This is a genomic window from Micromonospora sp. M71_S20 (genome assembly GCF_003664255.1).
Taxonomy (GTDB): domain Bacteria; phylum Actinomycetota; class Actinomycetes; order Mycobacteriales; family Micromonosporaceae; genus Micromonospora.
Genome location: NZ_RCCV01000002.1, coordinates 822,562 through 847,371 on the forward strand (window position 1 = coordinate 822,562; position 24,810 = coordinate 847,371).

General features: G+C 73.3%; 23 protein-coding genes and 1 pseudogene. 15 read left to right on the plus strand and 9 right to left on the minus strand.

What is annotated here, in order from left to right; translation table 11 throughout:
* Positions 1–123 precede the first annotated feature (123 nt).
* Positions 124–777, plus strand: a complete 654-nt coding sequence (gene phoU / locus DER29_RS24710; protein WP_121399998.1) for a phosphate signaling complex protein PhoU — start codon at positions 124–126, stop codon at positions 775–777.
* Between the two features lie 63 nt (positions 778–840).
* On the opposite strand, the gene DER29_RS24715 is transcribed toward phoU, so the two are convergent.
* Positions 841–1,608 (minus strand): phosphoglyceromutase, encoded by a 768-nt coding sequence (locus DER29_RS24715; protein WP_121400171.1) that lies wholly within the window; start codon positions 1,606–1,608, stop codon positions 841–843.
* Between the two features lie 150 nt (positions 1,609–1,758).
* Between DER29_RS24715 and DER29_RS24720 the strand changes: the two are divergent.
* Together DER29_RS24720 and DER29_RS35555 are read left to right on the plus strand one after the other, a co-directional pair.
* Positions 1,759–3,072: pseudogene (locus DER29_RS24720) on the plus strand (MDR family MFS transporter); the annotation flags it as partial.
* A gap of 221 nt (positions 3,073–3,293) precedes the next feature.
* Complete coding sequence (locus DER29_RS35555) at positions 3,294–4,862, plus strand: MFS transporter (protein ID WP_233600127.1); 1,569 nt, start codon at positions 3,294–3,296, stop codon at positions 4,860–4,862.
* 562 nt (positions 4,863–5,424) lie between these two features.
* On the opposite strand, the gene DER29_RS24735 is transcribed toward DER29_RS35555, so the two are convergent.
* The 3 genes from DER29_RS24735 to mshA all read right to left on the minus strand — a co-directional run bounded on the left by DER29_RS24735 (position 5,425) and on the right by mshA (position 8,788).
* Positions 5,425–6,381: a hypothetical protein gene (locus DER29_RS24735; protein ID WP_121400000.1), complete on the minus strand. Its 957-nt coding sequence runs from the start codon at positions 6,379–6,381 to the stop codon at positions 5,425–5,427.
* A 299-nt stretch (positions 6,382–6,680) separates the two neighbouring features.
* Positions 6,681–7,226 (minus strand): YbjN domain-containing protein, encoded by a 546-nt coding sequence (locus tag DER29_RS24740; RefSeq protein WP_121400001.1) that lies wholly within the window; start codon positions 7,224–7,226, stop codon positions 6,681–6,683.
* Positions 7,227–7,423: 197 nt separating this feature from the next.
* Complete coding sequence (gene mshA / locus DER29_RS24745) at positions 7,424–8,788, minus strand: D-inositol-3-phosphate glycosyltransferase (RefSeq protein ID WP_121400002.1); 1,365 nt, start codon at positions 8,786–8,788, stop codon at positions 7,424–7,426.
* Between the two features lie 181 nt (positions 8,789–8,969).
* On the opposite strand from mshA, the gene DER29_RS24750 reads away from it, so the two are divergent.
* The gene (locus DER29_RS24750; RefSeq protein ID WP_121400003.1) at positions 8,970–9,731 is read left to right on the plus strand and encodes an SDR family NAD(P)-dependent oxidoreductase; all 762 of its coding nucleotides are present in this window, start codon (positions 8,970–8,972) and stop codon (positions 9,729–9,731) included.
* A 22-nt stretch (positions 9,732–9,753) separates the two neighbouring features.
* Entirely contained in the window at positions 9,754–10,551 is a 798-nt protein-coding gene (locus DER29_RS24755; protein WP_121400004.1) for a class I SAM-dependent methyltransferase, read from the plus strand.
* Between the two features lie 22 nt (positions 10,552–10,573).
* Here the strand turns inward: DER29_RS24755 and DER29_RS24760 are convergent, their stop codons facing one another.
* Positions 10,574–11,665: a UDP-N-acetylmuramate dehydrogenase gene (locus DER29_RS24760; RefSeq protein ID WP_121400005.1), complete on the minus strand. Its 1,092-nt coding sequence runs from the start codon at positions 11,663–11,665 to the stop codon at positions 10,574–10,576.
* Positions 11,666–11,735: 70 nt separating this feature from the next.
* On the opposite strand from DER29_RS24760, the gene DER29_RS24765 reads away from it, so the two are divergent.
* From DER29_RS24765 to DER29_RS24800, 8 genes are all read left to right on the plus strand, one after another.
* Positions 11,736–12,497: a maleylpyruvate isomerase family mycothiol-dependent enzyme gene (locus DER29_RS24765; RefSeq protein ID WP_121400006.1), complete on the plus strand. Its 762-nt coding sequence runs from the start codon at positions 11,736–11,738 to the stop codon at positions 12,495–12,497.
* 240 nt (positions 12,498–12,737) lie between these two features.
* Entirely contained in the window at positions 12,738–14,039 is a 1,302-nt protein-coding gene (locus DER29_RS24770; protein ID WP_121400007.1) for an ABC transporter substrate-binding protein, read from the plus strand.
* 76 nt (positions 14,040–14,115) lie between these two features.
* Positions 14,116–15,126 carry a carbohydrate ABC transporter permease gene (locus DER29_RS24775; RefSeq protein ID WP_121400008.1) on the plus strand — a complete coding sequence of 337 codons (1,011 nt, stop codon included), beginning with the start codon at positions 14,116–14,118 and terminating at the stop codon, positions 15,124–15,126.
* On the plus strand, positions 15,123–15,956 hold the full coding sequence (locus DER29_RS24780; RefSeq protein WP_121400009.1) for a carbohydrate ABC transporter permease: 834 nt from the start codon (positions 15,123–15,125) through the stop codon (positions 15,954–15,956). The genes DER29_RS24775 and DER29_RS24780 overlap by 4 nt, the downstream gene beginning before the upstream one ends.
* Positions 15,953–17,323: a GH1 family beta-glucosidase gene (locus DER29_RS24785; RefSeq protein ID WP_121400010.1), complete on the plus strand. Its 1,371-nt coding sequence runs from the start codon at positions 15,953–15,955 to the stop codon at positions 17,321–17,323. Before DER29_RS24780 ends, DER29_RS24785 begins: the two co-directional genes overlap by 4 nt.
* Positions 17,324–17,340: 17 nt before the next feature.
* Positions 17,341–18,345 carry a LacI family DNA-binding transcriptional regulator gene (locus tag DER29_RS24790; RefSeq protein ID WP_121400011.1) on the plus strand — a complete coding sequence of 335 codons (1,005 nt, stop codon included), beginning with the start codon at positions 17,341–17,343 and terminating at the stop codon, positions 18,343–18,345.
* Positions 18,346–18,402: 57 nt separating this feature from the next.
* Positions 18,403–18,816, plus strand: coding sequence for a RidA family protein (locus DER29_RS24795; RefSeq protein ID WP_121400012.1), 414 nt, complete (start codon positions 18,403–18,405; stop codon positions 18,814–18,816).
* Position 18,817: 1 nt separating this feature from the next.
* Positions 18,818–19,714 (plus strand): GNAT family N-acetyltransferase, encoded by an 897-nt coding sequence (locus DER29_RS24800; protein ID WP_121400013.1) that lies wholly within the window; start codon positions 18,818–18,820, stop codon positions 19,712–19,714.
* Positions 19,715–19,751: 37 nt separating this feature from the next.
* Here DER29_RS24800 and DER29_RS24805 read toward each other — a convergent pair whose 3' ends face one another.
* Genes DER29_RS24805 through DER29_RS24815 form a run of 3 tightly spaced genes read right to left on the minus strand, consistent with a single transcriptional unit; the run spans position 19,752 to position 21,968 of the window.
* Positions 19,752–20,585: an EI24 domain-containing protein gene (locus tag DER29_RS24805; RefSeq protein WP_121400014.1), complete on the minus strand. Its 834-nt coding sequence runs from the start codon at positions 20,583–20,585 to the stop codon at positions 19,752–19,754.
* A 50-nt stretch (positions 20,586–20,635) separates the two neighbouring features.
* A complete protein-coding gene (locus DER29_RS24810) occupies positions 20,636–21,439 on the minus strand; it encodes a MerR family transcriptional regulator (protein ID WP_121400015.1) in 804 nt (267 codons plus the stop codon).
* Positions 21,432–21,968, minus strand: coding sequence for a VOC family protein (locus DER29_RS24815; protein WP_121400016.1), 537 nt, complete (start codon positions 21,966–21,968; stop codon positions 21,432–21,434). The genes DER29_RS24810 and DER29_RS24815 overlap by 8 nt, the downstream gene beginning before the upstream one ends.
* A 145-nt stretch (positions 21,969–22,113) precedes the next feature.
* Here DER29_RS24815 and DER29_RS24820 point away from each other — a divergent pair, with 145 nt between their 5' ends.
* The gene (locus tag DER29_RS24820; RefSeq protein WP_121400017.1) at positions 22,114–23,121 is read left to right on the plus strand and encodes a YafY family protein; all 1,008 of its coding nucleotides are present in this window, start codon (positions 22,114–22,116) and stop codon (positions 23,119–23,121) included.
* On the opposite strand, the gene DER29_RS24825 is transcribed toward DER29_RS24820, so the two are convergent.
* Positions 23,112–24,026 (minus strand): SDR family oxidoreductase, encoded by a 915-nt coding sequence (locus tag DER29_RS24825; protein WP_121400018.1) that lies wholly within the window; start codon positions 24,024–24,026, stop codon positions 23,112–23,114. The two genes, DER29_RS24820 and DER29_RS24825, sit on opposite strands and share 10 nt — an antisense overlap.
* A 76-nt stretch (positions 24,027–24,102) precedes the next feature.
* Between DER29_RS24825 and DER29_RS24830 the strand changes: the two genes are divergently transcribed.
* Positions 24,103–24,798, plus strand: coding sequence for a DNA polymerase beta superfamily protein (locus DER29_RS24830; RefSeq protein ID WP_121400172.1), 696 nt, complete (start codon positions 24,103–24,105; stop codon positions 24,796–24,798).
* Positions 24,799–24,810 lie beyond the last annotated feature (12 nt).

Consider the following 24,810-nt stretch of genomic DNA (forward strand, 5'->3'; position numbering starts at 1 on the left):
ACTCCCGCGTCCGGCGTCGTTCACCGAGGTTCACCTCGGGTCCGCCCGCCCGACCTACCGTGGGCGGCACACCTGCTCCCCGCCGACCCCCGGGCCGGCGACCACCGACCACAGGACGTGACAATGCGCGACGAGTTCCGGGCTGACCTGCAGATCGTCAGCCAACTGCTGGTGGACATGGCGGAAGGGGTCCGGGCCGCGATGCGGCAGGCCACCCACGCCCTGCTCACCGCGGACCGCCGGGCGGCCGAGACGGTGATCGAGCGGGACGCCGAGATCGACGAGCTCTACCGGCACGTCGAGGAGCGGGTCTGCGACCTGCTCGCCCGGCAGGCCCCGGTCGCCTCCGACCTGCGCGCGATGATCACCGCGCTGCACGTCGCGGCCGACCTGGAGCGGATGGGCGACCTGGCCGACCACGTCGCCAAGACCGCCCTGCGCCGGCACCCCTCGCCGGCCGTTCCGGCGGAGCTGCGGCCGACCTTCACCGACATGGCCGCCATCGCCGACCGGATGGCCATCAAGATCGGCTCGGTGCTCGCCAAGCCCGACGCCGACCTCGCCGCCGAACTCGACGGCGACGACGACGCCATGGACGACCTGCACCGGAGCCTGTTCGGGCTGCTGCTCGGCGAGGACTGGCCGTACGGGGTGGAGACCGCCATCGACGCCACCCTGCTCGGCCGCTTCTACGAGCGCTTCGCCGACCACGCCGTCAACGCCGGCGAACACGTGGTCTACCTGATCACCGGGCAGACCACGCCCTCGGCGAGCTGAGACGCACGGAAGGGTCCCTCCCCGGGCGGCGCGCCGGGAGGGACCCTTCCTCGTGCTCGGGGGTCAGCGACCCTGGTTGGCCACGGCGGCGGCGGCCGCCTTGGCGGCGGCCGGGTCCAGGTACGTGCCGCCCAGCGTGAGCGGGCGCAGCTGCGGGTCCAGGTCGTAGCGCAGCGGGATGCCCGTGGGGATGTTCAGCTTGGCGATCGCCTCGTCCGAGATCTGGTCCAGGTGCTTGACCAGGGCACGCAACGAGTTGCCGTGCGCGGCCACCAGCACCGTACGGCCGGCCAGGATGTCCGGCACGATCGAGTCGTACCAGTACGGCAGCATCCGCCCGACGACGTCCTTGAGGCACTCGGTGCGGGGCATCAGCTCGCTCGGCAGCAGCGCGTAACGCGGATCGCCGACCTGCGAGAACTCGTCGTCGTCCGCGATCGGCGGCGGCGGGGTGTCGTACGAGCGGCGCCAGAGCATGAACTGCTCCTCGCCGTACTCCTCCAGGGTCTGCTTCTTGTTCTTGCCCTGGAGGGCACCGTAGTGCCGCTCGTTGAGCCGCCACGACCGGCGCACGGCGATCCAGTGCCGGTCGGCGGCGTTGAGCGCCAGCTCGGCGGTGCGGATCGCGCGGCGCATCACGCTGGTGTGCACCACGTCCGGCAGCAGGTCGTGCTCGCGCAGCAGTTCGCCGCCGCGGCGCGCCTCGTTCTCGCCCTTCTCGGTCAGGTCGACGTCGACCCAGCCGGTGAAGAGGTTCTTGGCGTTCCAGTCGCTCTCGCCGTGCCGCAGCAGGACCAGCGTCCCGACGGTGGGCCCCTCGCTAGCAGTCATGCCGATCATCCTGCCGCACGTCCCCAGGCGACGCGCGGGCGGTGGTCGTGACGACCACCACGTGGAAAAAGCGCTGCCCGGACATCCGGCCCGGCACTAGGTTGTAAGGCGCAATAATCAGGGCGGTCATTACGAGGCGGGGGCGCCGGCGTGCGGACGATGCGGGGTTGGTTCCGGGACACCACCGGCGGCCTGCCGGTCACCTTCTGGTACCTGTGGGCGGGCACCCTGATCAACCGGCTCGGCTCGTTCGTCCTGGTCTTCCTGGCCATCTACCTGACGCAGGAGCGCGGCTTCTCCGCGTCGCAGGCGGGGCTGGTGCTCGGCCTGTGGGGCGTCGGCGGCGCGCTCGGCACCACCGCCGGCGGCACGCTGAGCGACCGCTGGGGCCGCCGGCCGACCCTGCTCACCGCGCACCTCGGCGCGGCGGCCATGATGCTCGCCCTCGGCTTCGCCCGGGAACTGTGGGCCGTGGCGCTCGGCGCCCTGCTGCTCGGCATGTTCGCCGAGGCCGCCCGGCCCGCGTTCGGCGCGATGGTGATCGACGTGGTGCCGGAGAAGGACCGGCTGCGGGCCTTCTCGCTGAACTACTGGGCGATCAACCTCGGCTTCGCCAGCGCGGCGATCCTCGCCGGCCTCGCCGCCGAGGCCGGCTTCCTGCTGCTCTTCGTGGTCGACGCGACCACCACCGTGATCACCGCGCTGATCATCTTCGCCAAGGTCGGCGAGACCCGGCGGGCCCCCGCGGGCGGGGGCGGCCACAAGGGCGCCGGCGCTCCGGTCGGGGCGCTGCGCACCATCCTGCGCGACCGGGTCTTCCTCGGCTTCGTGACGCTCAACCTGTTCGCCGCGCTGGTCTTCCTCCAGCACATCTCGATGCTGCCGATCGCGATGGGCGACTCCGGCCTCAGCCCCACCACCTACGGCTCCGTGATCGCGCTCAACGGGGTGCTGATCGTGGTCGGCCAGCTCTTCGTACCCCGGCTGATCAGGGGCCGGAGCCGGTCGCACGTGCTCGCCCTGGCGTCGGTGGTGATGGGCGTCGGGTTCGGGCTCACCGCCTTCGCCGACACCGCCTGGTTCTACGGCCTGACCGTGCTGATCTGGACGGTCGGCGAGATGCTCAACTCGCCGTCCAACGCCACCCTGATCGCCGAGCTCTCCCCCGCCGAGCTGCGCGGCCGCTACCAGGGCGTCTTCTCGCTCTCCTGGCAGGGCGCCGCCGCGGTCGCGCCGGTGCTCGGCGGCCTGGTCCGGGAGCAGGCCGGCAACGCCCAGCTCTGGTTCGGCTGCGCCGCCATCGGCGGGCTGATGGCGCTCGCCCACCTGATCTCCGGCCCGACCCGGGAGCGGCGGGCCACGCTGCTGCGGGCGGCCACCGGTCCCGTCGTGCCGGTGGTGGCGATCCGGCCGCCCGCCCCGCAGGCGGCCGAGGCGGCGGCGACGGCCCCCGCCGAGCCGCTCGGTCCGGTGCCGGGCGACGGCCTGCCGGAGAAGAACCCGGAGCGGGCGGCCCCCGCCGAGCCGGGCGGTCCGGCGTGGGGCGACGGCCTGCCGGACAAGGGCAAGGGGCGGGCGACGGAGCCGACGGGAGCGCGGTGACCAGCGACACCCTGGCGCGGCAGCCCTCCGCTTCCTACGGTCGAGGGCGCTTCGGTTAGGAAACAGAACTGTCGGGAGGACGGGTGCGGGCCCTGCGCCGCTGGCTGGACGACACCGCGGGCGGGCTCCCCGCCACCTTCTGGTACCTCTGGGCCGGCCTGCTGATCAACCGGGCCGGCGCCTTCGCGATGCTCTTCCTGTCGCTCTATCTGACCGAGGCGCGGGGCGTGAGCGAGGCGCTCACCGGGACGGTCGTCGGGGCGTACGGGCTGGGCGGGGCGGGTGGCGTGCTGCTCGGCGGGGTGCTGGCCGACCGGTGGGGCCGGCGGTCCACCCTGCTCGCCGCCCACCTGGCCACCGCCGCGCTGATGGTCGGGCTGGCCTTCAGCCGGCACCTGGTGATGATCGCGGCGCTCGCCGCGCTGGTCGGGGTGGCGCACTCGATGCCCAGCCCCGCCTTCGTGGCGGCGATCGTCGACGTGGTGCCCGAACGGCGGCGCTCCCGGGCCTTCAACCTCCAGTTCTGGGCGTTCAACCTGGGCATGGCCGTCGCCTCGCTGCTGGCCGGCCTGCTCGCCGAGGCGAGCTTCGTCGCGCTCTTCCTGGTGGACGCCGCCGCCACCGTCCTCGCGGCGGCGGTCATCGCCTGGAAGGTCCCGGAGACGCTCCCCCGCCGCGCCGCCACGCCTGCACCGATCTTGGACACTTCCCGTTCCGACCGGACGGCAAGTGTCCAAGATCTTCGGCCGGCACCGGTCGGCGGCGGCGGAGCGGCGCCGCGGCGGGCGGAGGTCGGACGGCAGGCGGAGGCGGGACAGGGGCGGCCAGCGGAGGTCGCGCGGCAGACGGAGGTCGGACGGCAGGCGCAGGTCGGGCGGCAGGCGGAGGCGGGCCGGGGGCGGTTGACGGAGGCGGGACGGGGGCTGCCGGCAGGGTCGGTGCGGCCGACAGGGCGACGGGGCAAGGGGCGGGCGGGGCTGGGGCGGGCGGGGCGGCCGAGGCAGCCGGGGCTGCACACGGCGCTGACCGACCGCACCTTCCTCACCTTCGTGGGCCTGACCTTCGTGTTGGCCGTACTGACCATGCAGACGTCGACGATCATGCCCCTCGCGATGCGGTCGGACGGCCTGCGCCCGTCGGCGTACGGCGCGGTGGTGGCGCTCGGCGGAGTCCTGATCGTGCTCGGGCAGCTCTTCGTGCCGCGGCTGATCGAACGGCACCGCAAGGACCGCGTCCTGGCCGTCTCCACCGCGCTTCTGGCGCTCGGCTTCGCCACCCTCGCGTTCGCCGACGACGTGGTCGTCTATCTGGCCGCGGCGGTGGTCTGGACGGTCGGCCAGATGCTCGCCGCGCCGCCCAACGCGCAGATCAACGCCGACCTCGCCCCGCTCGAGCTGCGGGCCCGCTATCAGTCGGTGTTCTACCTGGCCTTCCCGGCGGCGTCGTTCGTGGCACCCACCCTGGGCGGGGTCAGCCTGCAGTACCTCGGGGACCGGCACTGGCTCATCGTCGGCGGGCTCGGACTGCTGGCCGCCGGCTGCCACCTGCTCGCCGGCCCACCCCGCGAACGCCGCGTCGCCGCCCTCCGCCAACTCTCCACCCCCCTCCCACCTCCCCCCACCCCGACCTCGTCCCCGGCCCCGGTGCGGTGATCATGGGATTGGCGGCGCCCGGAGAGATCGGCATCGCCGTCAACCCCATGGTCAACGGAGGCCGTGAGCGGCCGAGGGAGGCAGGCGGGCGGGTGGGCCCGGGAGAGGAGGCCTGACGGGCGGCGGCGGTCGGGCAGCGCCCAGGCACAGGGTGCGGGGCGGGGGTGGGGTGGGGTGGTTGAGGGGGACAGCAGAACGCCCATCGCGACTCGTGATCGCGATGGGCGTCCGCACCGTATGACCGGCGGCGGCGGGCGAAGCCCACCCCCGTAGGCGTCGCCCGCTCGCGCCGCCGGTCCAAACAGGTGGCCACCGTCCCCCAACGGTGTTGTTCCACCCGTCCCCTGCGCCTCACTCGGTGCACGGATCTGATCGATCCACCGCTCCCCCGAACGGTTCCAAGCGTGGCGCGGTGCAATAAAGTTAGTTCGCCCGGGATTACGAAGACAACCTGGTTGGGCTGTCTCGCCGGTCACAGCTCCGGGTCCCACCGGAACTGCCGCCACCTCGGGCCTCGGTGTTGGCCAACAGCGCTTACCCGTGGGCCATTCCCCCAAACACGTCAGGCGTCCTCACGATCGGGCGATTCCGTACGGAAGAAGTTGCTCGGCCGGCCGTCGCGGAGCTGCTCCTGGTAAATCAGGTTCAGCTTCCGCTCGTCGAAGGTCCGGAACCACTCGTCCCAGGTGATCTCGCGTACCCGGCTGCTCTCGCGGTAACCGGGCATGTTGAAGGTGAGCACGCCGGCCCGCCCCTCCCGCTCGGTGCCCGCGATCGTGGCCGGCTTGGCGCCGCGCTCCCGCGCCCAGTTCCGGATCACGTCGTGGTTGGTGGTCACCAGGCTGCGGCCGGGGCGCTCCGGGCGGTCGGCGGTGGACGAGATGAGCTGCGAGGAACGTACTGACCGCGAGGTGCTCCGCCCGGTCCGGACGCCGGTCGCCGTACCGCCGGTCGCCGTGCCCGCCCGCGCCGACGCGCGGGGCGCCGTGGACTTCCGGGCCGCCGACGTGGTCTTCTTCGCCGGGGCCGCCTTCGCGGCGGCCTTCCTGGCCGGGGCCTTCTTCGCCGCCGCTGTCTTCTTCGCCGCTGGAGCCTTCGCCGCCGCCGTCTTCTTCGCCGCCGCCTTCTTCGCCGGGGCGGCCTTGTTCGCGGCCTGCGCCCGGCCCGGGGCGGCCTTGTTCGCCGCCCGGCCCGACGCCGCCTTCTTCGTGGCGGCGGCCCGTCCGGCGGACGCCCGCGTCCCCGTCGCCCGACCGGCGGGCCCGGTGCTGCGACGTGCGGCACCGCCCGAGGGACGCTCCGCCCGCAGGGTCTTCGCCAGGGTCTTCACCAGATCCGGCTTGCGCAGGGCGGAGATACCGGAGACTCCGCGCTTGCGCAGCTGTCCCCGGATCTCGTCCACCTTCATCCGGGAGATCTCGGACTCGGAGATCGTCGGGGTGTTCGGGGTCTGGTTGCCCGGCTGCCGTTTCGTCCTGGTCGCAGTCCCGCCGCGACCTGAGCTGTTCCGCTGAGCCATGGGACGCTCACGCTCCTAGACAGTTGGTCCTCGGCGCGCGGCGGGTCCCAGTGCCGCACCGCGCGGTGCGGCATACCCGTCAGGACCGGTCCGAACCTCCGAGAGGGGCACTCATGCCCGAGGCGTCGTCCGCGGCACCCCCGGTCGGCCCGGCCGCACCCGACGGCTCGGCCGCACCCGACGGCCCGGCGACACCCGACGGCCCGGCGACACCCGACGGCCCGGCCGCACCCGACGCCCGACCGCACCCTGACTGCTCGGCCGCGCCCGACGGCCCCAACTACCCGACGGCGCCCCAACTACCCGGTCGCGCCCGACGGCCCGGCCGCGCCCGACGGCCCGGCCGCGCCCGGGGACGGCTCGAAGAGGTGAGCGAACGCCGCGAGGTTGGCGGTGGACTCGCCCCGCTTGACCCGCCACTCCCACTCCCGCCGGATCGAGCTGCCGAAGCCGATCTCCAGCATCGTGTCGAAGGACTCGTCGGCGTACGTCAGCACCGCGCCCAGCAGCCGGTCCAGCTCGTCGGCGTCGATTCCGGCCGGGTTGACGCGACCGGTCAGGTAGACGTCGCCGACCGCGTCGACGGAGAACGACACGCCGTACATGCGGGCGTTGCGCTGCAACAGCCAAGCCCACAGCTCCTCGCGCCGCTCGTCCGGCTGGCGCATCACGAACGCCTCGATCCGCAGCGCGTGCTCACCGACGATGAGGTTGCAGATCGTCTTCAGCTTGTGGGTCCCCGGCAGCGTGACCGCGTACGAGCCCGGGCCGGTCGACTCCCAGGCCAGCTCCCGCTCGTCGCAGACCGACTCGATCAGGGCCGCAAGATCACTCTTCCCGCTCATCGGATCCACTCTACGGCCGGCACCGCCCCGGCACCGGACGACGACGACCGGCACGACGAGGACCGGAGGCCGGCACGACGAGGACCGAAGGTTGGCACGACGAGGACCGGAGGCCGGCACGACAGCGGGCCGGCGGCCGGGACAACAGCGGGCCGGCGGTATGGCGCGACGGCAGGTGGTGGTTGGCGCGCGAACGGTCACCAGGAGCAGGACATCGCCGGGCCGCAGGCCAGCTCGGAGGCGAGCCGGGCCCGATGCGCGGCGATCGCCTCGCCGTAGACGGTGAGCAGCCCGGAGGCGGTGCGGTGCCAGGAGAAGTTGCGGGCGTGCCGGGCGGCGCCCCGGGCCAGGTCGGCGCGGTGGAGCCGGTCCGGCAGCAGGCGCCCGAGCGTACGGGCCCAGTCGGCCGGGTCGTGGCCGTCGATCAGCACGCCGCTGACCTGGTCCCGCACGGCGGTCACCAGGCCGCCGACGGCGGCGGCCACCACCGGCGTACCGCAGGCCTGCGCCTCCAGCGCGACCAGGCCGAAGGACTCGTTGTACGACGGCACCGCGACCAGGTCGGCGGCCCGGTACAGGGCGGGCAGGTCGTCTCCGGTCTGCGGGGGCAGGAAGCACACCCGGTCGGCGACGCCGAGCGTGCCGGCCAGCTCCATGAGGGCGGTCGGCCGGTCCAGGCCGCTGCCGCTGGGGCCCCCGCAGATCACCACGGTCACCTCGTCGGCGAGCACCGGGTCGCGCTCGCGCAGCGCGGCCACCGCGCGGATGAGCACGTCCGGGGCCTTCAGCGGCTGGATGCGGCCGACGAAGGCCACCACGTACCCGGTGGCGGGCAGCCCGAGCCGGCGGCGGGCCTCGACGGCGACCCGGTCGCGGTTCCCCGGGGCCGGGCGGAACCGGTCCAGGTCCACGCCGGGCTCGACCACGGCGACGCGGGCCGGGTCGGCGTCGTACCGGTCGATCAGGTCACGGGCCTCGACCGCCGTGTTCGCGACCAGCCGGTCGGCCTCGGTGACCACCTGTTCCTCGCCGATGACGCGGGCCTTCGGCTCGGGCCGGTCCCCGGCGGCGAGCTGGGCGTTCTTGACCTTCGCCAGCGTGTGCGCGGTGTGCACCAGCGGCACGCCCCAGCGCTCCTTGGCCAGCCAGCCGACCTGGCCGGAGAGCCAGTAGTGGGAGTGGATCAGGTCGTAGTGGCCCGGGGGCCGGGACGCCTCGGCGCGCAGCACGCCGGCGGTGAAGGCGCAGAGCTGCCCCGGCAGCTCCTCCTTGGTGAGCCCTTCGAGGGGGCCGGAGGTGACGTGCCGGACGTGCACCCCGGGCGCCGTCTCGACCACCGGGGGGAGATCGCCGGAGGTGGCCCGGGTGAAGATCTCCACCTCGACGCCCGCCTCGGCCAGCCGCCGGGCGACCTCCAGAATGTAGACGTTCATGCCGCCGGCGTCGCCGGTGCCCGGCTGGTGCAGGGGCGAGGTGTGTACCGAGAGCGTCGCGATCCGCCGGGGGCGGGGCCACGGGCGCGCACCGCGCTGACGACCCACACCGGTGTGCAACTCCGCCACGTCCGCTCCCTTTGTCACGGTTTATGCCGTCCGCACGCCCGGCGCCCTTCGGACAACGTCCCCGGCCGATGTCATCTTCCCCATCGGGCACCCCTAATGCGCCGGGACGGCGCCCGGGCGTGACGGACCTCATCACCGCTCCCCCCGGCACCCGCCCGGGGGCCCGGGGGAGAATGGCCGGATGACCTCTGTCGCCGTCGTCACCGGAGCGTCCAGCGGGATCGGTGCGGCCACCGCCCGCCGGCTCGCCGCCGAGGGATTCCACGTCCTCGCCGCCGCGCGGCGTACCGACCGGTTGGCCGCCCTGGTGGCCGAGATCGAGGCTGCGGGGGGCGCGGCCACCGCCGTGGCCTGCGACGTCACCTCCGACGAGTCGGTGGCCGGCCTGGCCGGGGCGGCGGCGGCCCTGGGTCCGGTCGCCCTCCTGGTCAACAACGCCGGCGGCGCGCGCGGCCTGGACCCGGTCGAGTCCGGGTCGGTCGGCGACTGGCAGTGGATGTACGACGTGAACGTGCTCGGCACGCTGCGCGTCACCCAGGCGCTGCTGCCCGCGCTGGAGGCGTCCGGGGCCGGCACCATCGTGGTCGTCTCCTCGACCGCCGGCTTCACCGTGTACGAGGGCGGAGGCGGCTACGCCGCCGCGAAGCACGCGCAGACGGCGATCGCCGGCACGCTGCGGCTGGAACTGTGCGGCCGACCGGTGCGCGTGATCGAGATCGACCCCGGCATGGTCCGGACGGACGAGTTCGGGCTGGTCCGCTTCGCGGGCGACGCCGAGCGGGCGGCGGCCGTCTACGCCGGGGTCGCCGAGCCGCTGGTCGCCGAGGACGTCGCCGACTGCATCGCCTGGTGCGCGACGCGCCCGCAGCACGTCAACGTGGACCGCCTCGTCGTACGCCCGCTGGCGCAGGCCGCCCAGCACAAGGTGCACCGGGTCGGCTGAGCCGGCCCGGACGGTCGCGGAGATGGCGGGCACGGCGCGGCGCCGGCCACTCGGCGTGGTGACCCGGGGGACGACGAACCCGAACCGGCTCCGCCGGGTGGACAACTGGATCGTCGAGACCTGCGGCGAGGCGCTGCGCGAGGCGGCCGACCCGCTGGTGGTGGACCTCGGCTACGGCGCCAGCCCGGTGACCGCCGTCGAGCTGCGCGCCCGGCTCGCCACCGCGGTCCGCCCCGACGTGCGGGTCGTCGGGCTGGAGATCGATCCGGTACGCGTCGCCGCCGCCCAGCCGTCCGCCGACCCGCCCCGGCTCACCTTCGCCCGGGGCGGGTTCGAGCTGGCCGGGCTGCGGCCCGCCCTGGTCCGCGCGTTCAACGTCCTGCGCCAGTACGACGAGCGCGAGGTCGCCGACGCCTGGCGCACCATGACCGCCGGGCTGGCCCCGGGCGGGCTGCTGGTCGAGGGCACCTGCGACGAGTTGGGGCGGCTCGGCGGCTGGCTGCTGGTCGACGCCGACGGCCCCCGTACGCTCACCCTCGCCGCGAAGCTCACCACTCTGGACACCCCGGCGGAGCTGGCCGAACGGCTGCCCAAGGCGCTGATCCACCGCAACGTGCCCGGCGAGCGGATCCACGACCTGATCCGCGCGCTCGACGACGCCTGGCACGCCGCCGCCGGCTACGCCCCGTACGGCCCGCGCCAACGCTGGCTGCGCGCGGTCTCCGCGATCCGCGAGACGGGCTGGCCGATCCTGGACGGCCCCCGCCGCTGGCGCCACGGCGAACTCACCCTCCCCTGGCCCGCGATCGCCCCCACCTGACCTCGTCGGCGGGGAGGCGGGGTCAGATGGTGCAGTTGATGAGGATCGGTTCGGGGTGGAGGGTGACGCCGAAGCGGTCGTGGACGCCGTCGCGGATTTCCCGGGCCAGCTCGACCAGGGACGCGGTGCTGGCGGTGCCGCTGCGGTTGGTCAGGGCGAGGGTGTGCTTGCTGGAGATGGCGACACCCTCCGGCCCCGGGTGGCCCTTGCCGAAGCCGGCCTTGTCGATCAGCCAGGCGGCGCTGACCTTCACCACGTCACCCGCGCCGGGCCAGGCGGGCGGCTCGCCGATGTCGGCGGCGCACTCCCGCAGCAGCTCGTACGCGGCGACGTCGAGCACCGGGTTGGTGAAGAACGAGCCGACCGAGCGGGTGTCCGGGTCGGCCGCGTCGAGCACCATGCCCTTGCCGGCGCGCAGCCGCAGGACGGTGGCGCGGGCGTCGGCCAGCGGCACCCGGTCCCCCACCTGCACGCCGAGCGCCCGGGCCAGTTCCGCGTAGCGCACGGGGCCGGACAGCGGCGAGCGGGCGAGCCGGAAGTCGACGGAGAGCACCACCCACCGGTCGCTGTACTTGAAGATGCTGGACCGGTACGCGAAGCCGCAGTCGGCGGCGGCGATCCGCCCGACGGTCCCGTCGACCCGGTCGTGGACCACGACGCCGGTGATGGTCTCGGCGACCTCCTGGCCGTACGCGCCGACGTTCTGGATCGGGGTGGCGCCGGTCGAGCCGGGAATGCCGGAGAGGCACTCCAGCCCGGACCAGCCGTTGGCGACGGTGGTGGCGACCAGCTCGTCCCAGGGTTCGCCGGCCTCGACGCGTACGGTGACGGTGTCGGCGTCCTCGGCGACCACCCGCAGGCCCCGGGAGCGCACCAGGACGACGGTGCCGGGGAAGCCTGCGTCCCCGATCACGACGTTGCTGCCCCCGGCGAGGAGCAGGACCTGCTCGTCTCGGCCGGCCGCCTCCCGCACGGCCCGCACGATCCCGTCGGCGTCGTTGCCGGCGACGACGCGGCCGGCCGGGCCACCCAGGCGTAAAGTGGTGTATCGCGCCAGGTCGCACGTCGTGGCGGGTTCGGTTCCGGTTGTCGGCTGGGCGTAGACGTCTGACACGCCTTTCACCCTAGGCTGAGGGGTAGCCGCGGCGCCCACTGGTGGCCCGGTCACCCCCGGGAGGATGGCGATGAGCAGACTGCACGCAACGAAGGACTTCTGGCTGGGAGCGCTCCGGGCGGAGGGCCCGGCGTTCGCCGCAGCCGTGGCCGAGGCGCCGCCGGAGACACCGGTGCTGTCCTGTCCCGGCTGGACCGTCGCCGACCTGACACTGCACCTCACCTCGATCTACCGCTGGGTGCACTCGTTCGCGGGCACGGGCGCGGCCACCCCGTCGCCCGGCGGGTCGAAGCCGGTCGAGCCGGAGCCGGGCGTCGCCCCGCTCCAGCTCTGGCAGCAGGCGTACGACCAGCTGATGACCCTCTTCGACGGCCTCGACCCGGAGGCCCCGGCGTGGAACTGGGCGCCGCAGCCGAAGCGGGCGGGCTTCTGGCCGCGCCGGATGGCGCACGAGACCGCGGTGCACCGGTGGGACGCCCAACTCGCCATCGCGGCGGGCGAGCCGATCGAGGCGAAGCTCGCCGCTGACGGGGTGAGCGAGATCCTGGACACCTGGCTGCCTGCCGGCCGGCGCCGCACCGCCGGCCAGTGGCGCGGGGTGGTGCAGATCTCCGCCGTCGACGCCGGGCAGGAGTGGTTCCTGCGGCTGCGCGGCGAGGGCGTGGCCCTGCTCGACACGGCCACCATCTTCGACCACGACGACCACCACGCCCGGGCGCAGGTCAGCGGCACCGCGAGCGACCTGCTGCTGGCGCTCTGGGGCCGGGTCGGCCTCGACACGCTGGACGTGGCCGGCGACCGCACCCTGCTGGAGGGCCTCCGCGTCGGCTGATTCACCGCCGCGCGGAGCCGGGCCCCGAGGGCTCCGCGCGATCCCACCGCACGTACGAAGAGAGTGGCCGCCCGGCACAGGCGGCCACTCTCTTCGCGTCCAGCCCCACCGGTAACCGGCAGAGAGCGCTCTCTTGACACCGGGCGGGACCAACCACCACCCTGTCGTGAGAGCGCTCTCTCAGCTCTGCTCCACCACCTGCCTCACCACCTCAGACGACCTGAGAGGGGTCCGACCGATATGGGTGTCTTTCCGCGCCGCCGCCTGGCGGCGGTGGCCCTCGTCGCCGCCACCGCGCTGTTCGCCACCGCCGGCTGCGCCGGCGACGAACCCGCCGAGGACGGCAAGATCACGTTGACCGTGGACGTGTTCAGCCAGTTCGGCTACGAAGAGCTCTACAAGGAATACATGGCCAGCCACCCGAACGTGAAGATCGTCGAGCGTGGCACGGGCACCAACCTCGACGACTACTCGCCGAAGCTGACCCAGTGGCTCGCCGCCGGCAAGGGCGCGGGCGACGTCGTCGCCATCGAAGAGGGGTTGATGGTCGAGTACAAGGCCAACCCCGACAACTTCGTCAACCTGCTCGACCACGGCGGGGCCGAGCTCCAGGGCAACTTCCTGGAGTGGAAGTGGAAGGGCGGGATGACCCAGGACGGCAAGCTGATCGGCCTGGGCACCGACGTCGGCGGCATGGCCATGTGCTACCGCAAGGACCTGTTCGCCAAGGCCGGCCTGCCCACCGACCGCGAGGCGGTGTCGAAGCTCTGGCCGACCTGGCAGGAGTACATCAAGGTCGGTGAGCAGTTCAAGGCGAAGAACACCGGCGCCGCGTTCCTGGACGCCGCGACCAACATCTTCAACACGATCGTGCTCCAGACGGCCGGCAACGCGCAGGGCTACCACTACTACGACACCAGCGGAAACCTGGTGGTGGACAGCAACCCGGCGGTCCGGCAGGCCTGGGACACCACGATGGACATCATCGACTCCGGCCTCTCCGGCAAGTACGGCTCCTGGTCCGAGGAGTGGGTGTCGGCCTTCAAGCAGGCCAAGTTCGCCACAATCGCCTGCCCGGCCTGGATGACGGGCGTCATCGAGGGCAACGCCGGCGTCGAGGCCAAGGGCAAGTGGGACATCGCCCGGGTGCCCGGCGACGGCGGCAACTGGGGCGGGTCCTGGCTCGCCGTGCCGACGCAGAGCAAGCACCGCGCCGAGGCCATCGAGCTGGCGAAGTTCCTGACCAGCGCCAAGGGCCAGATCGGGGCGTTCAAGGCCAAGGGCCCGCTGCCCTCCTCGCCGCAGGCGCTGGCCGACCCCGCGATCGTCGACGCCAAGAACGCGTACTTCTCCGACGCCCCCGTCGGGCAGATCTTCGGCGAGGGCGCCAAGACGCTGAAGCCCGTCTACATGGGGCCGAAGAACCAGGCCGTCCGCACCGAGGTCGAGAACGCCGTCCGGACGGTGGAGCTGGGTCAGCGCAAGCCCGATCAGGGCTGGACGGACGCGGTCAACAACGCGAAGAAGGCCGCCGCCAAGTAGCCCGAGCCGGGGATGCGGGCGGGAGGGCGCCGGGGGCGCCGGTCCCGCCCGCACCCGGGAAAGGAGTGGTCCGGGCATGACCGTCCAGCTCGACCCGCGCCCGCCGGTCGCACCGGCGCCCCGCACCGGTCGGCGTCCACCGACGATGCGGTTCAGCCGCCTCGACACGAAGTACTCGCCCTACCTGTTCATCGCCCCGTTCTTCGTGCTCTTCGGGGTGTTCGGGGCGTACCCGCTGATCTACACCTTCTGGGTCTCCCTGCACGACTGGGACCTGCTCGGCAGCAACCACCCGTTCGTCGGGCTGGAGAACTACAGCCGGCTGCTGGAGGACGCCGACTTCTGGCACGCCGTGGTCAACACCCTCGGCATCTTCGTCATCTCCACCGTCCCGCAGCTGCTGGCCGCGCTCTGGCTGGCCAACCTGCTCAACCGGCAGCTGCGGGCCCGGACGACGTTCCGGATGGCGGTGCTGATCCCGAACATCACGTCGACGGCGGCGGTCGCGATCGTCTTCGGTGTGCTCTTCGGCCGCGAGTTCGGCATGGTCAACTGGCTGCTCGACCTGGTCGGGATCGACGCGATCGAGTGGAAGTCCAACCGGTTCGCGTCCTGGGTGGCCATCTCCACCATGGTCGACTGGCGGTGGACCGGCTACAACGCGCTGATCTTCCTGGCCGCGATGCAGGCCATCCCGCGCGACCTCTACGAGTCGGCCGCCATCGACGGGGCCGGCCGGGCCCGCCAGTTCTGGTCGATCACCGTGCCGCTGCTCAAGCCGACGATCATCTTCACCGTCATCATCTCCACCATCGGCGGGCTCCAGCTCTTCACCGAGCCCCGGCTGTTCCACTCCGGCACCAACCCGATCCGGGGCGGGACGCTACGGGAGTCGCAGACCGTGACCATGTACATGTTCGAGAACGCCTTCGCGCCCCACTACAACTTCGGGTACGGCTCGGCGGTGGCGTGGCTGCTCTTCGCGCTGATCGCGGTCGTCGCGGCGATCAACGTGCTGCTCCTGCGCCGGCTCGGCGGCACGAAGCCCCCGAAGGCGGACGCGAAGTCGAAGGAGGGAGCGCGATGAACCGCCTCTGGTCCGCCAGCCGGCTCACCTACGCCGCGCTGATCGCCGCCGGGGTCATGTCGATCTTCCCGATCTACTGGATGTTCGTGGTGGCGAGCCGCTCCAACGACGCGATGGGCCAGCTGCCGCCCCCGGTCACCCCCGGCGGCAACTTCGGCGCGAACGTGTCCCGCCTGCTGGACAACACCGACGCGTACTTCGTCGCCGGCCTGGTCAACTCGGCGATCGTGGCGACCACGGTCACCGTCTCGGTGGTCTTCTTCTCCACGCTGGCCGGGTTCGCCTTCGCCAAGCTGCGGTTCCGGGGGCGCAACGCGCTGCTCATGGTGATCATCGCGACGATGATGGTGCCCACCCAGCTCGGCGTCATCCCGCTCTACCTGCTGATGACGAAGCTGAACTGGAACGACCGGCTGCCGGCGGTGATCGTGCCGGCCCTGGTCACCGGCTTCGGGGTGTTCATGATGCGGCAGTACGCGGGCCAGGCGGTCAGCAACGAGCTGATCGAGGCGGCCCGGGTGGACGGCTGCAACACCGCGCGGATCTACTGGAACGTCGTGCTGCCGGCGCTGCGCCCGGCCGCCGCCGTGCTGGGGCTGCTCACGTTCATGACGACCTGGAACGACTTCCTCTGGCCGTACGCTGTCCTCAACGACCCGGAGAACCCCACCGTGCAACTGGCCCTGCGCACCCTGTCCGACGGCTACTACACGGACATGTCCCAGGTGTTCACGGGAACGGCCATCGCGACCCTCCCGCTGTTGCTGGTCTTCGTCCTGTTCGGCCGCCAGATCATCGGCGGCATCATGGAAGGTGCGGTCAAGGCGTGAGCACTCTGCGATTCCCCGACGAGTTCGTCTGGGGTGCGGCCACCGCCGCGTACCAGATCGAGGGCGCGGCCACCGACGACGGTCGTGGCCCGTCGATCTGGGACACCTTCAGCCGTACGCCGGGCAAGGTCCACCACGGCCACACCGGCGACGTGGCCTGCGACCACTACCACCGGTACGCCGACGACGTGGCGCTGATGGCGGAGCTGGGGCTGCGGGCGTACCGCTTCTCGGTGGCCTGGCCCCGGATCCAGCCGGACGGCACCGGCCCGGTCAACCCGCGCGGCCTGGACTTCTACGACCGGCTGACCGACGCGCTGCTGGCCCGGGGCATCGACCCGATCGTCACGCTCTACCACTGGGACCTGCCGCAGGCCCTCCAGGACCGGGGCGGCTGGACCAACCGCGAGACCGCCGAGCACTTCGCCACGTACGCCACGGCGGTGCACACCCGGCTCGGCGACCGGATCCGCACCTGGACCACGCTCAACGAGCCGTGGTGCTCGGCCTACCTCGGCTACGGCAACGGGGTGCACGCCCCCGGCGAGCAGGACCCGGGGGCGGCCTTCACCGCCGTACACCATCTGCTGCTCGGGCACGGCCTGGCGGCCCGCGCGCTGCGCGCGGCCGGCGCGCAGACCGTCGGGATCACGGTCAACCCGGCCGACGTGCGCGCGGCCGACCCGGACAGCGCCGCGGACGCGGCGGCGGTGCGCCTGGTCGACGGCCTGCACAACCGGATCTTCCTCGACCCCCTGCTGCGGGCGGCCTACCCGGACGACGTGCTGGAACACGTGGCCCGCATCGTCGAGCCGACGTTCGTCCGCGACGGCGACGAGAAGCTGATCGCCGCCCCGATCGACCTGCTCGGCATCAACTACTACGCCCCCACCTACGTCGCCGGCCGGCCGGACGGCGCGGGCGGCAGCGCCTGGCCGGGCACCGAGGGCGCGGTGGAGTTCCTCCCGCCGACCGGGCCGCTGACCGACATGGGGTGGATGATCGAACCGGCCGGGCTGACCCGGCTGCTGGAACGCATCGCCACGGACTACCCCGGCGTGCCGCTGATGGTCACCGAGAACGGCGCCGCGTTCCCCGACAAGGCCGACGCCGACGGCGCCGGGCGGGTGGTGGACGCGGACCGCATCGCCTACCTCGACGGGCACCTGCGCGCCGTGCACGAGGCGATCTCCCGGGGAGTGGACCTCCGGGGCTATCTCGTATGGTCGTTGCTGGACAACTTCGAGTGGGCCGAGGGCTACCGTCGACGGTTCGGGATCATCCACGTCGACTATCTGACGCAGCGACGCACACCGAAGTCCAGCGCCCGGTGGTACCAGGAGGTGATCTCCCGGAACGGGCTGTGACGAGGGTGGTAACGGGGATGACGACGGCGCAGCGGCCGACGCTGGAAGCGGTGGCCCGGCGGGCGGGCGTCTCGCGGGCAACCGTGTCCCGGGTGGTGAACGGCTCCACGACGGTCGCCGAGCCCATCCGGGACGCGGTCCGCCGGGCGGTGGCCGAGCTGGGGTACGTGCCGAACCTGGCCGCCCGCAGCCTGGTCACCCAGCGGACCGACTCGATCGCCCTGGTGCTGCCGGAGGCCGCCACCCGGGTCTTCTCCGACGACCAGGTCTTCCCCGGAATCATCCGGGGCGCGGCGCAGGAGCTGGAGGCGGCCGACAAGCAGCTCGTGCTGATGCTGGCCGGCTCGCCCGCCGGGCACGACCGGGTCGAGCGCTACACCACCGGCCGGCACGTCGACGGGGTGCTCTTCGCCTCGCTGCACGGCGAGGACCCGCTGCCCGGCCGGCTCGCCCGGCTGGGCATCCCCGTCGTGTGCAGCGGTCGCCCGCTCGACGGCGCCGACGTGCCCTACGTCGACGTCGACCACGTCGGCGGGGTGGCCACGGCGGTGCGGCACCTGCTCGACAGCGGGCGCCGCCGGATCGCCACCATCGCCGGCCCGCAGGACATGGTGGCCGGCATCGAGCGGCTCGCCGGCTACCGGAACACGGTTGCCGAGGCCGGCCTGCCGGAGCTGGTGGCGACCGGCGACTTCACCCGCGAGTCCGGGGCGACGGCGATGCGGCAGCTCCTCGCCGAGCACCCCGACCTGGACGCCGTCTTCGCCGCCTCCGACCTGATGGCGCACGCCGCCCTGCGGACGCTGCGCGAGGCGGGTCGGCGGGTGCCCGACGACGTGGCGGTGATCGGCTTCGACGACATCGAGACGGCCGCGTACACCGAGCCGCCACTGACCACCGTCCGCCAGCCGATCGTGCAGCTGGGCCGGCAGATGACCCGGCTGCTGCTGCGGCTGGCCGCCGGCGAGGCCATCGAGCCCGTGGTGCTCCCCACCGAGCTGATCGTCCGCGAGTCGGCCTGACCGGCTGCCCGGATAACCGGTCGAGCCGCGTGGGGGTCCGGCGGTAGCGTCGCCGCCGTGACCCCACCGACCCGGCTGATCCGCGTGCCCGCTCTCTCCGACGTCGCCGAGTACGCGTACGCGGCCACGGTCGAGCCGCCCGCCCGGCTGGTGTTCACCGCCGGCGCCTGCCCGCTCGACGCCGAGGGGCGAACCGTCGCGCCCGGCGACCCGGTCGGGCAGGCCCGGCAGGTGATGACCAACCTGGAGACCGCCCTCGCGGCGGCCGGGGCCCGGCTCACCGACGTCGTCAAGACCACCGTGTACGTGGCGTCGTCCCGCCAGGCCGACCTGGTGGCCGTGTGGGAGGTGGTCCGGGACGCGTTCGGCGCCCACGAGCCGCCCGGCACCCTGCTCGGGGTGGCCGTGCTGGGCTACCCCGACCAGCTCGTCGAGGTGGAGGCCGTCGCCGCCGTACGCGAGGAGAACTGACGTGCGGCTCCGGACCGCCCGCCCCGACGACGCGTCCGCCGTGGTGGCGATGCGTGCGATCGTGCACCCCTACCTGGTGCGCGGCGTCGAGTCGACCCGGCAGATGATCGCCCAGCCCCCGCCCGGCGAGGACTGGACCGCGTACGTCGCCGAGGTCGACGACGCCGTGGTCGGCTGGGTGTCGGCGTACCGCAACGACCGGACCTCGGAGCCGGACGTCGGCGAGATCTCCACCCTGCACGTCCATCCCGAGCACCGGGGCCGGGGCGCCGGCACCGCGTTGCTGACCGCCGCGCTCGGGCACCTGCGCGACATCGGGGCGCGCCGGATCCGCACCTGGGCGCTGCCGGAGTCGCTGCCGTTCGCCCGCCGGCACGGCTTCACGCCGAGCCGGGAGCTGCGCTACTCGGCGCTGGACCTGCGGCCGGCCCCGCCGATGCCGGAGCCGCCGCCGGGCGTACGGCTGCTTGCGCTGACCGACGTCGAGCCGCGTCGGGTCTACCTGGCCGAGGTGGCGGCGGCGGCCGACGAGCCGGAGGACGTGCCCGCCGACGCGATCAGCTACGAGAGCTGGCGCTCCGAGATCTGGGACAGCCCGGGCCTGGACCACGTGGCCAGCACGGTGGCGGAAATCGGCGGCGAGGTGGTGTCCTTCAGCCTCGTCCAGCGCGACGGCGACCGGATGTGGTCGGACTACACCGGCACGGTGCCGGCGCACCGGGGGCGTGGGCTCGCGCGCCTGGTCAAGACGGCGGCACTGCACCGCGCCGCCGCCGGCGGGGTACGCATCGCCTACACCTCGAACGACGAGGCGAACGCGCCGATGCTGGCGGTCAACGTCCGGCTCGGCTACCGCCCGGTCGGCTCGAGCTGGTCCTGCCTGCGCGACCTTTCCTGACGGGTCCCGGCCGGCGGCCTGTCCTGACGGGTCCCGGTCAGCCGGCCGCGTGGCCGGGCCCTGGCGGCGCAGGCACGGCTCGCTCCTCCGTGATGGACTGGCCGAGGGAGCGGCGGGCCAGCAGGGTCGCCCCGGCGACGGCGGCCGGCATGACGATCACCGCGCCGAGCGGAATCAGGAAGCAGACGAAGACCGCCACCCCGAAGCCGAGCGTGGTCGGCCGGTCCGCCTTGAGGATGGACCGCCGGTCCGGCAACCGCATGCCGCGCCGGTAGAAGGGGGCCCCGACGAGTTCCACGGCGAGCAGCCAGCCGCCGACCGCCGCCCCGATCACCGGCACCACGGTCTGGCCGACCACCGGGATGAAGCCCGCGGCGAAGAGCGGGATGCCGAAGAGGATCGACAGGCCCACCAGCCGCAGCGAGTCGGCGATGCTGCGCCGCAGCGACGGCCAGAACGGCACGTCGACCGCGTTGGGGGTGCCGCCGAGGCGCTCCTCGACCCGTTCGGAGATCTTCTCGTAGAACGGGTCGCCGATGACCAGGGTGACGGCGGTGAAGCTGACCACCGCGAGCAGGCCGCCGAGGCCGAGGAAGGCCAGCCCGGCGACCACGCGGACGAGGCTGCGCGAGGTGGTCGACCAGTCGTCGGCGAACGGGGTGACCAGCGCGGCCAGGTCGTCGACGAAGTACGCCAGGGTGGCGAACGCGGTCACGAAGATCGCGCCCGAGATCAACGCCGGAATGACGCCGAGCAGCATCAGCCCGGGATTGCGGACGTAGAGGCCGAGGCCGCGCAGGAGCAGGCCCACGCCGGTGAAGAACCGGCCGGCGGCACCGGTCACGGGCGCGGCGATGCGGGGTGCGTTCACGACCGCAGAGCCTAGTTGTACCCCACGAGTGCGGGCTCCGGACCCGCGCGCTACTGCCAGGTGGCGGTGTCGGGGTCGATGCCGTGGGCGCGTGCGTTGGCGTCGATGCTCTGCCGGAACCACGTGGTGAGTCCGGCGCGGATGCCGTCGTAGTGGGCGGTGAACCCGGGGTCGGCCTCGTACATGCGGCCGAGACAGACCTGCATCTGCCTGGTGAGGGGAAAGTACGAGGCGAACACCGTGCGGTGCCGCTCGACGAGTTGGTTGGCGCGCGGGCTGCCAGGGGTGACACCGGCGTCCATCGCGTCCGCGAGGGCACGGTCGAGGTCGGCGACCGCGTCGGCGACGGCCTGCCACTCCTCCGGGCTGCGGAGGGCGGAGCGTTCGGCGTACTGCTGCCACTGCGTCGTGTCCCCGTAGCGCTGACGGGCCCGGGCGGGCGAGTCCGGGTCCCACCGGGGGCCGAAGATCGCGGCCTGCTGCTCGGCGGTCAGCAGCAGGCCGCGTTCGTGGGCGACGATCATCCGGTCCAGGCCGGCGCCGAGCTGCTGGAGACGCTCGATCCGTTGGGCGATCTGGGTGCGCTGCGCGCGCAGTGCGCCGGGCACGTCCGCCGCCGAGTCGTCCAGGATGGCCCGGATCCCGTCCAGGCCGAGGCCGAGTTCCCGGTAGACGACGATGCGGTGCAGGCGTTCCAGATCGCCGGCGGTGTAGAGCCGGTATCCGCCGGTCGTACGCAGCGACGGTCGCGCCAGACCGATGTCGTCCCAGTGGTGCAGCGCGCGGACCGTCACGCCCAGACGCGTCGAGACCTGGCCGACGGTCAGGCCGTCCGCGTCGGTGGCGTCAGGCATGCTCCTCATTGTCGCCGCGACCGGCGCCCGGTGGGGTGATCCCGATGGCTTCAAGGTTCCGCGCCTCCTGGCTGGCCGGGTCGAAGGGCTTCGCCGCGGTGAAGATGATCCGTGCGTTCTCGGGGGTGATCACCTCCACGTCGCGGGTGTTCCAGGGGGTGTCCCGTGGGCCGTCGACCGAGTCCGGACGCAACGCACGACATGCCTCGACGAGGGAGTCGATCTGGCTGAGCACGCCCGAGAAACTGAAGCTCATCGCCGGTGTCTGCGCCGGCACGCTCTCCGCCGAGCGGAGGAGCACGTCCTGGAACGCCCACCGGCGCAGGTGCACGAGCGTGCCGGGGATGCTGAACAGCTCGAAGAACCCGAGACCACGAGTCCAGAAGTCCACCGACGCCGCCAGGTCGGTCGTGGGGATCGTCACGAACGCCGGCATTCCGTAGATGCCCCGGAACGGCTCCGGCGCGACCGCGTCCGGGCCGGGAGTGGGCACGGGACTCATCTCGAAAGCGTCGTAGTAGTCACTCATGCACCTACCCTCCGGCCTCACGCACCGTGAGGGTCAAGCCGGATCCGTGACAATCCCACTGCGCAGCCGTGGGCGTGACCGGGCGACGCCGGAGGAGGCGGGCCACCGGCTGGGGACGGCCGAGCGGGCACGGCAGGATGGACGGGTGCGGGCGGCCCGGTTGATCTCGTTGGTCCTGCTGCTCCAGGCGCGGGAGACGATGACCGCGGCGGAGCTGGCCCGGGAGCTGGAGGTCTCCGAGCGGACCGTCTACCGGGACGTGCTGGCGCTCTCCGCCGCCGGGGTGCCCGTCTACGCCGACCGGGGCCGCACCGGCGGCTACCGGCTGCTCGGCGGCTACCGGACCCGGCTGACCGGGCTGACCCGGGACGAGGCGGAGGCGCTCTTCCTGGCCGGGCTGCCCGGGCCGGCGGGCGACATGGGGCTCGCCGACGCCGTCGCCTCGGCCGAGCTGAAGGTGCTGGCCGCGCTGCCGCCCACGCTCCGCGACGCCCCGGCCCGCACCGGGCAGCGGTTCCACCTGGACGTGCCGGGCTGGTTCCGGGAGGTGGGACCGCCGCCGTGGCTGACCGAGCTGGCCGGCGCGGTCTGGCGGGACCGGGTGGTCGAGCTGCGCTACCGGCGCGGTGACCGCGAGGTGACGCGCACCGTGCGGCCGTACGGGCTGGTGCTCAAGAACGGCGTCTGGTATCTGGTGGGCCGCGTCGGCGACGACGTGCGCACCTACCGGGTGGACCGGGTCACCGGCGTGCGGGTGGCCCCGGAGACCTTCGACCGGGACGAGGGCTTCGACCTGGCCGGGTACTGGCGGGAACAGGCCGAGGCGTTCCACCGGGGCGTGCTGCGCGAGTGGGCCACCGTCCGGCTCAGCCCCGCCGGCCTGCGCCAGCTCCGGCACGTGGCGGACGCCCCCTTCGCGTACGACGAGGCCGTCGCCGCCGCCGGCGGCCCCGACGGGCAGGGCTGGGTGGTGACCCGGCTGCCCGTCGAGTCCGTCGACGTCGCGTACCACCAGTTGCTCGGGCTGGGCCCGGAGGTGGAGGTGCTCGACCCGCCGGAGCTGCGGGCGCGGCTGGCCGAGGCGGCCGAGCGGACGGCCCGCCGCTACGCCGGCCCCGAGCCGGGCCCGGACTTTCAGCCGGGTCAGCGGTAGCCGCTGTCGTCGGCCGGCAGGCCGGGCTCCACCACCTCCGTGTTGTAGCGCGCCCAGTGCGGCCGGGTGCCGTCCAGGTCGGTGAAGCCGTACACCTGCGCCAGCCCTCCGCTGTCGAGCGACTCGCCGTTCCAGCGGGCCCGGTCCGGGTCGGCGGCCAGGGCGGCCACCGCGCGCCCGACGAAGGCCGGCGTCTCCGACATGACGAAGTGCGGTTCCTTGGCGGCGCCGTCGCGCCAGTTCTCCTCGGTGACGCCGTAGTGCTCCAGCATCGCCTCGGACCGCAGCCAACCCGGGGTGAGCGCGACGGCGGTGCAGCCGTGCGGCTTCAGCTCGTGCGCCCAGCTGAAGGCGAGCCGGTTCACGGAGACCTTGGCCAGGTCGTAGAAGACCGAGAGGCGGTAGTTGGCCTCGTTGTGCTCCCGCGTGCCGTCGCCGACCTCCACCACCAGGCCGCCGGGACGGCGGATCATCAGCGGCAGGGCGAAGTGGGCGGTGACGATGTGCGTGTCGATCGCCAGACGCAGGCTGCGGAAGCCGGCCTCCAGCGGTTGCTCCCAGACCGGCTTCTCCCAGGTGGTCAGGGGGTCGCCGCCCCAGATGTCGTTGACCAGCACGTCGAGCCGGCCCTGCTCGGCGTCGATCCGGGCGACCAGGTCGCGGACCTGCTCGGGTACGAGGTGGTCGACCCGGACCGCGATGCCGGTGCCGCCGGCGGCGGTGACCAGTTCGGCGGTCTCCTCGATGGTCTCCGGGCGGTCCATCTCGGAGCGGCCGGCCCGGCTGCTGCGGCCGGTGGCGTAGACCGTGGCGCCGGCGGCGCCGAGCTGGACCGCGATCTGCCGGCCGGCGCCCCGGGTCGCCCCGGCGACGAGCGCGATCTTTCCTGTCAGCGGTTTCGTCATGCGGCGAGCCTGTCAGCGATACCTGACAGCCGAAGTCCGGTTTCGCGAAGCCGTGTCGTCCGTCATGCTCGCCGGCATGCACCTGCTGCTCTCCGGGATCGTCGGCTCGGTCGCGTACGGGCTGGCCGGGCCGGGCTCCGACGTCGACCGGATCGGCGTCTTCGCCGCGCCCACCGTCGCGTTCCACGGCCTGCGCCCGCCCCGCGAGTCGGTGGTGACCACCGACCCCGACGTCACCCTGCACGAGGCGGCAAAGTGGTGCCGCCTGGCGATGAGCGGCAACCCGACCGCCACCGAGCTGGCCTGGTTGCCGGAGGACTGCTACGAGGTCCGTACGGAGTTCGGCGACCGGTTGGTCGCCATCCGCTCGGCGTTCCTCAGCGCGCCCCGCGTCCGCGACGCCTACCTGGGTTACGCCGGCCAGCAGTTCCGCAAGCTGGCGTCCCGGGGCGACGGCACGTTCTCCGCCGACACCCGGCGGCGCACCGCCAAGCACGCCCGGCACCTGGCCCGGCTGGTGCACCAGGGCCGGCTGCTCTACGCCACCGGCGTGCTGGAGATCCGGCTCGCCGACCCGGAGTGGTTCCGCAGCTTCGGCGAGCGGGTGGCCGGCGGCGCGTTGGACGAGGCCCGGACGCTGATCGCCGAGGCGGAACGGGACTTCGACCGCGTCCGCACCCCGCTGCCGGACCGCCCGGACGAGGCGACCGTGGAGCGCTGGCTGCTCGACGTGCGCGCCGCCCACCTGCCACCGGCTCCCTCCACGCCCTGACCTCCCCCGGGC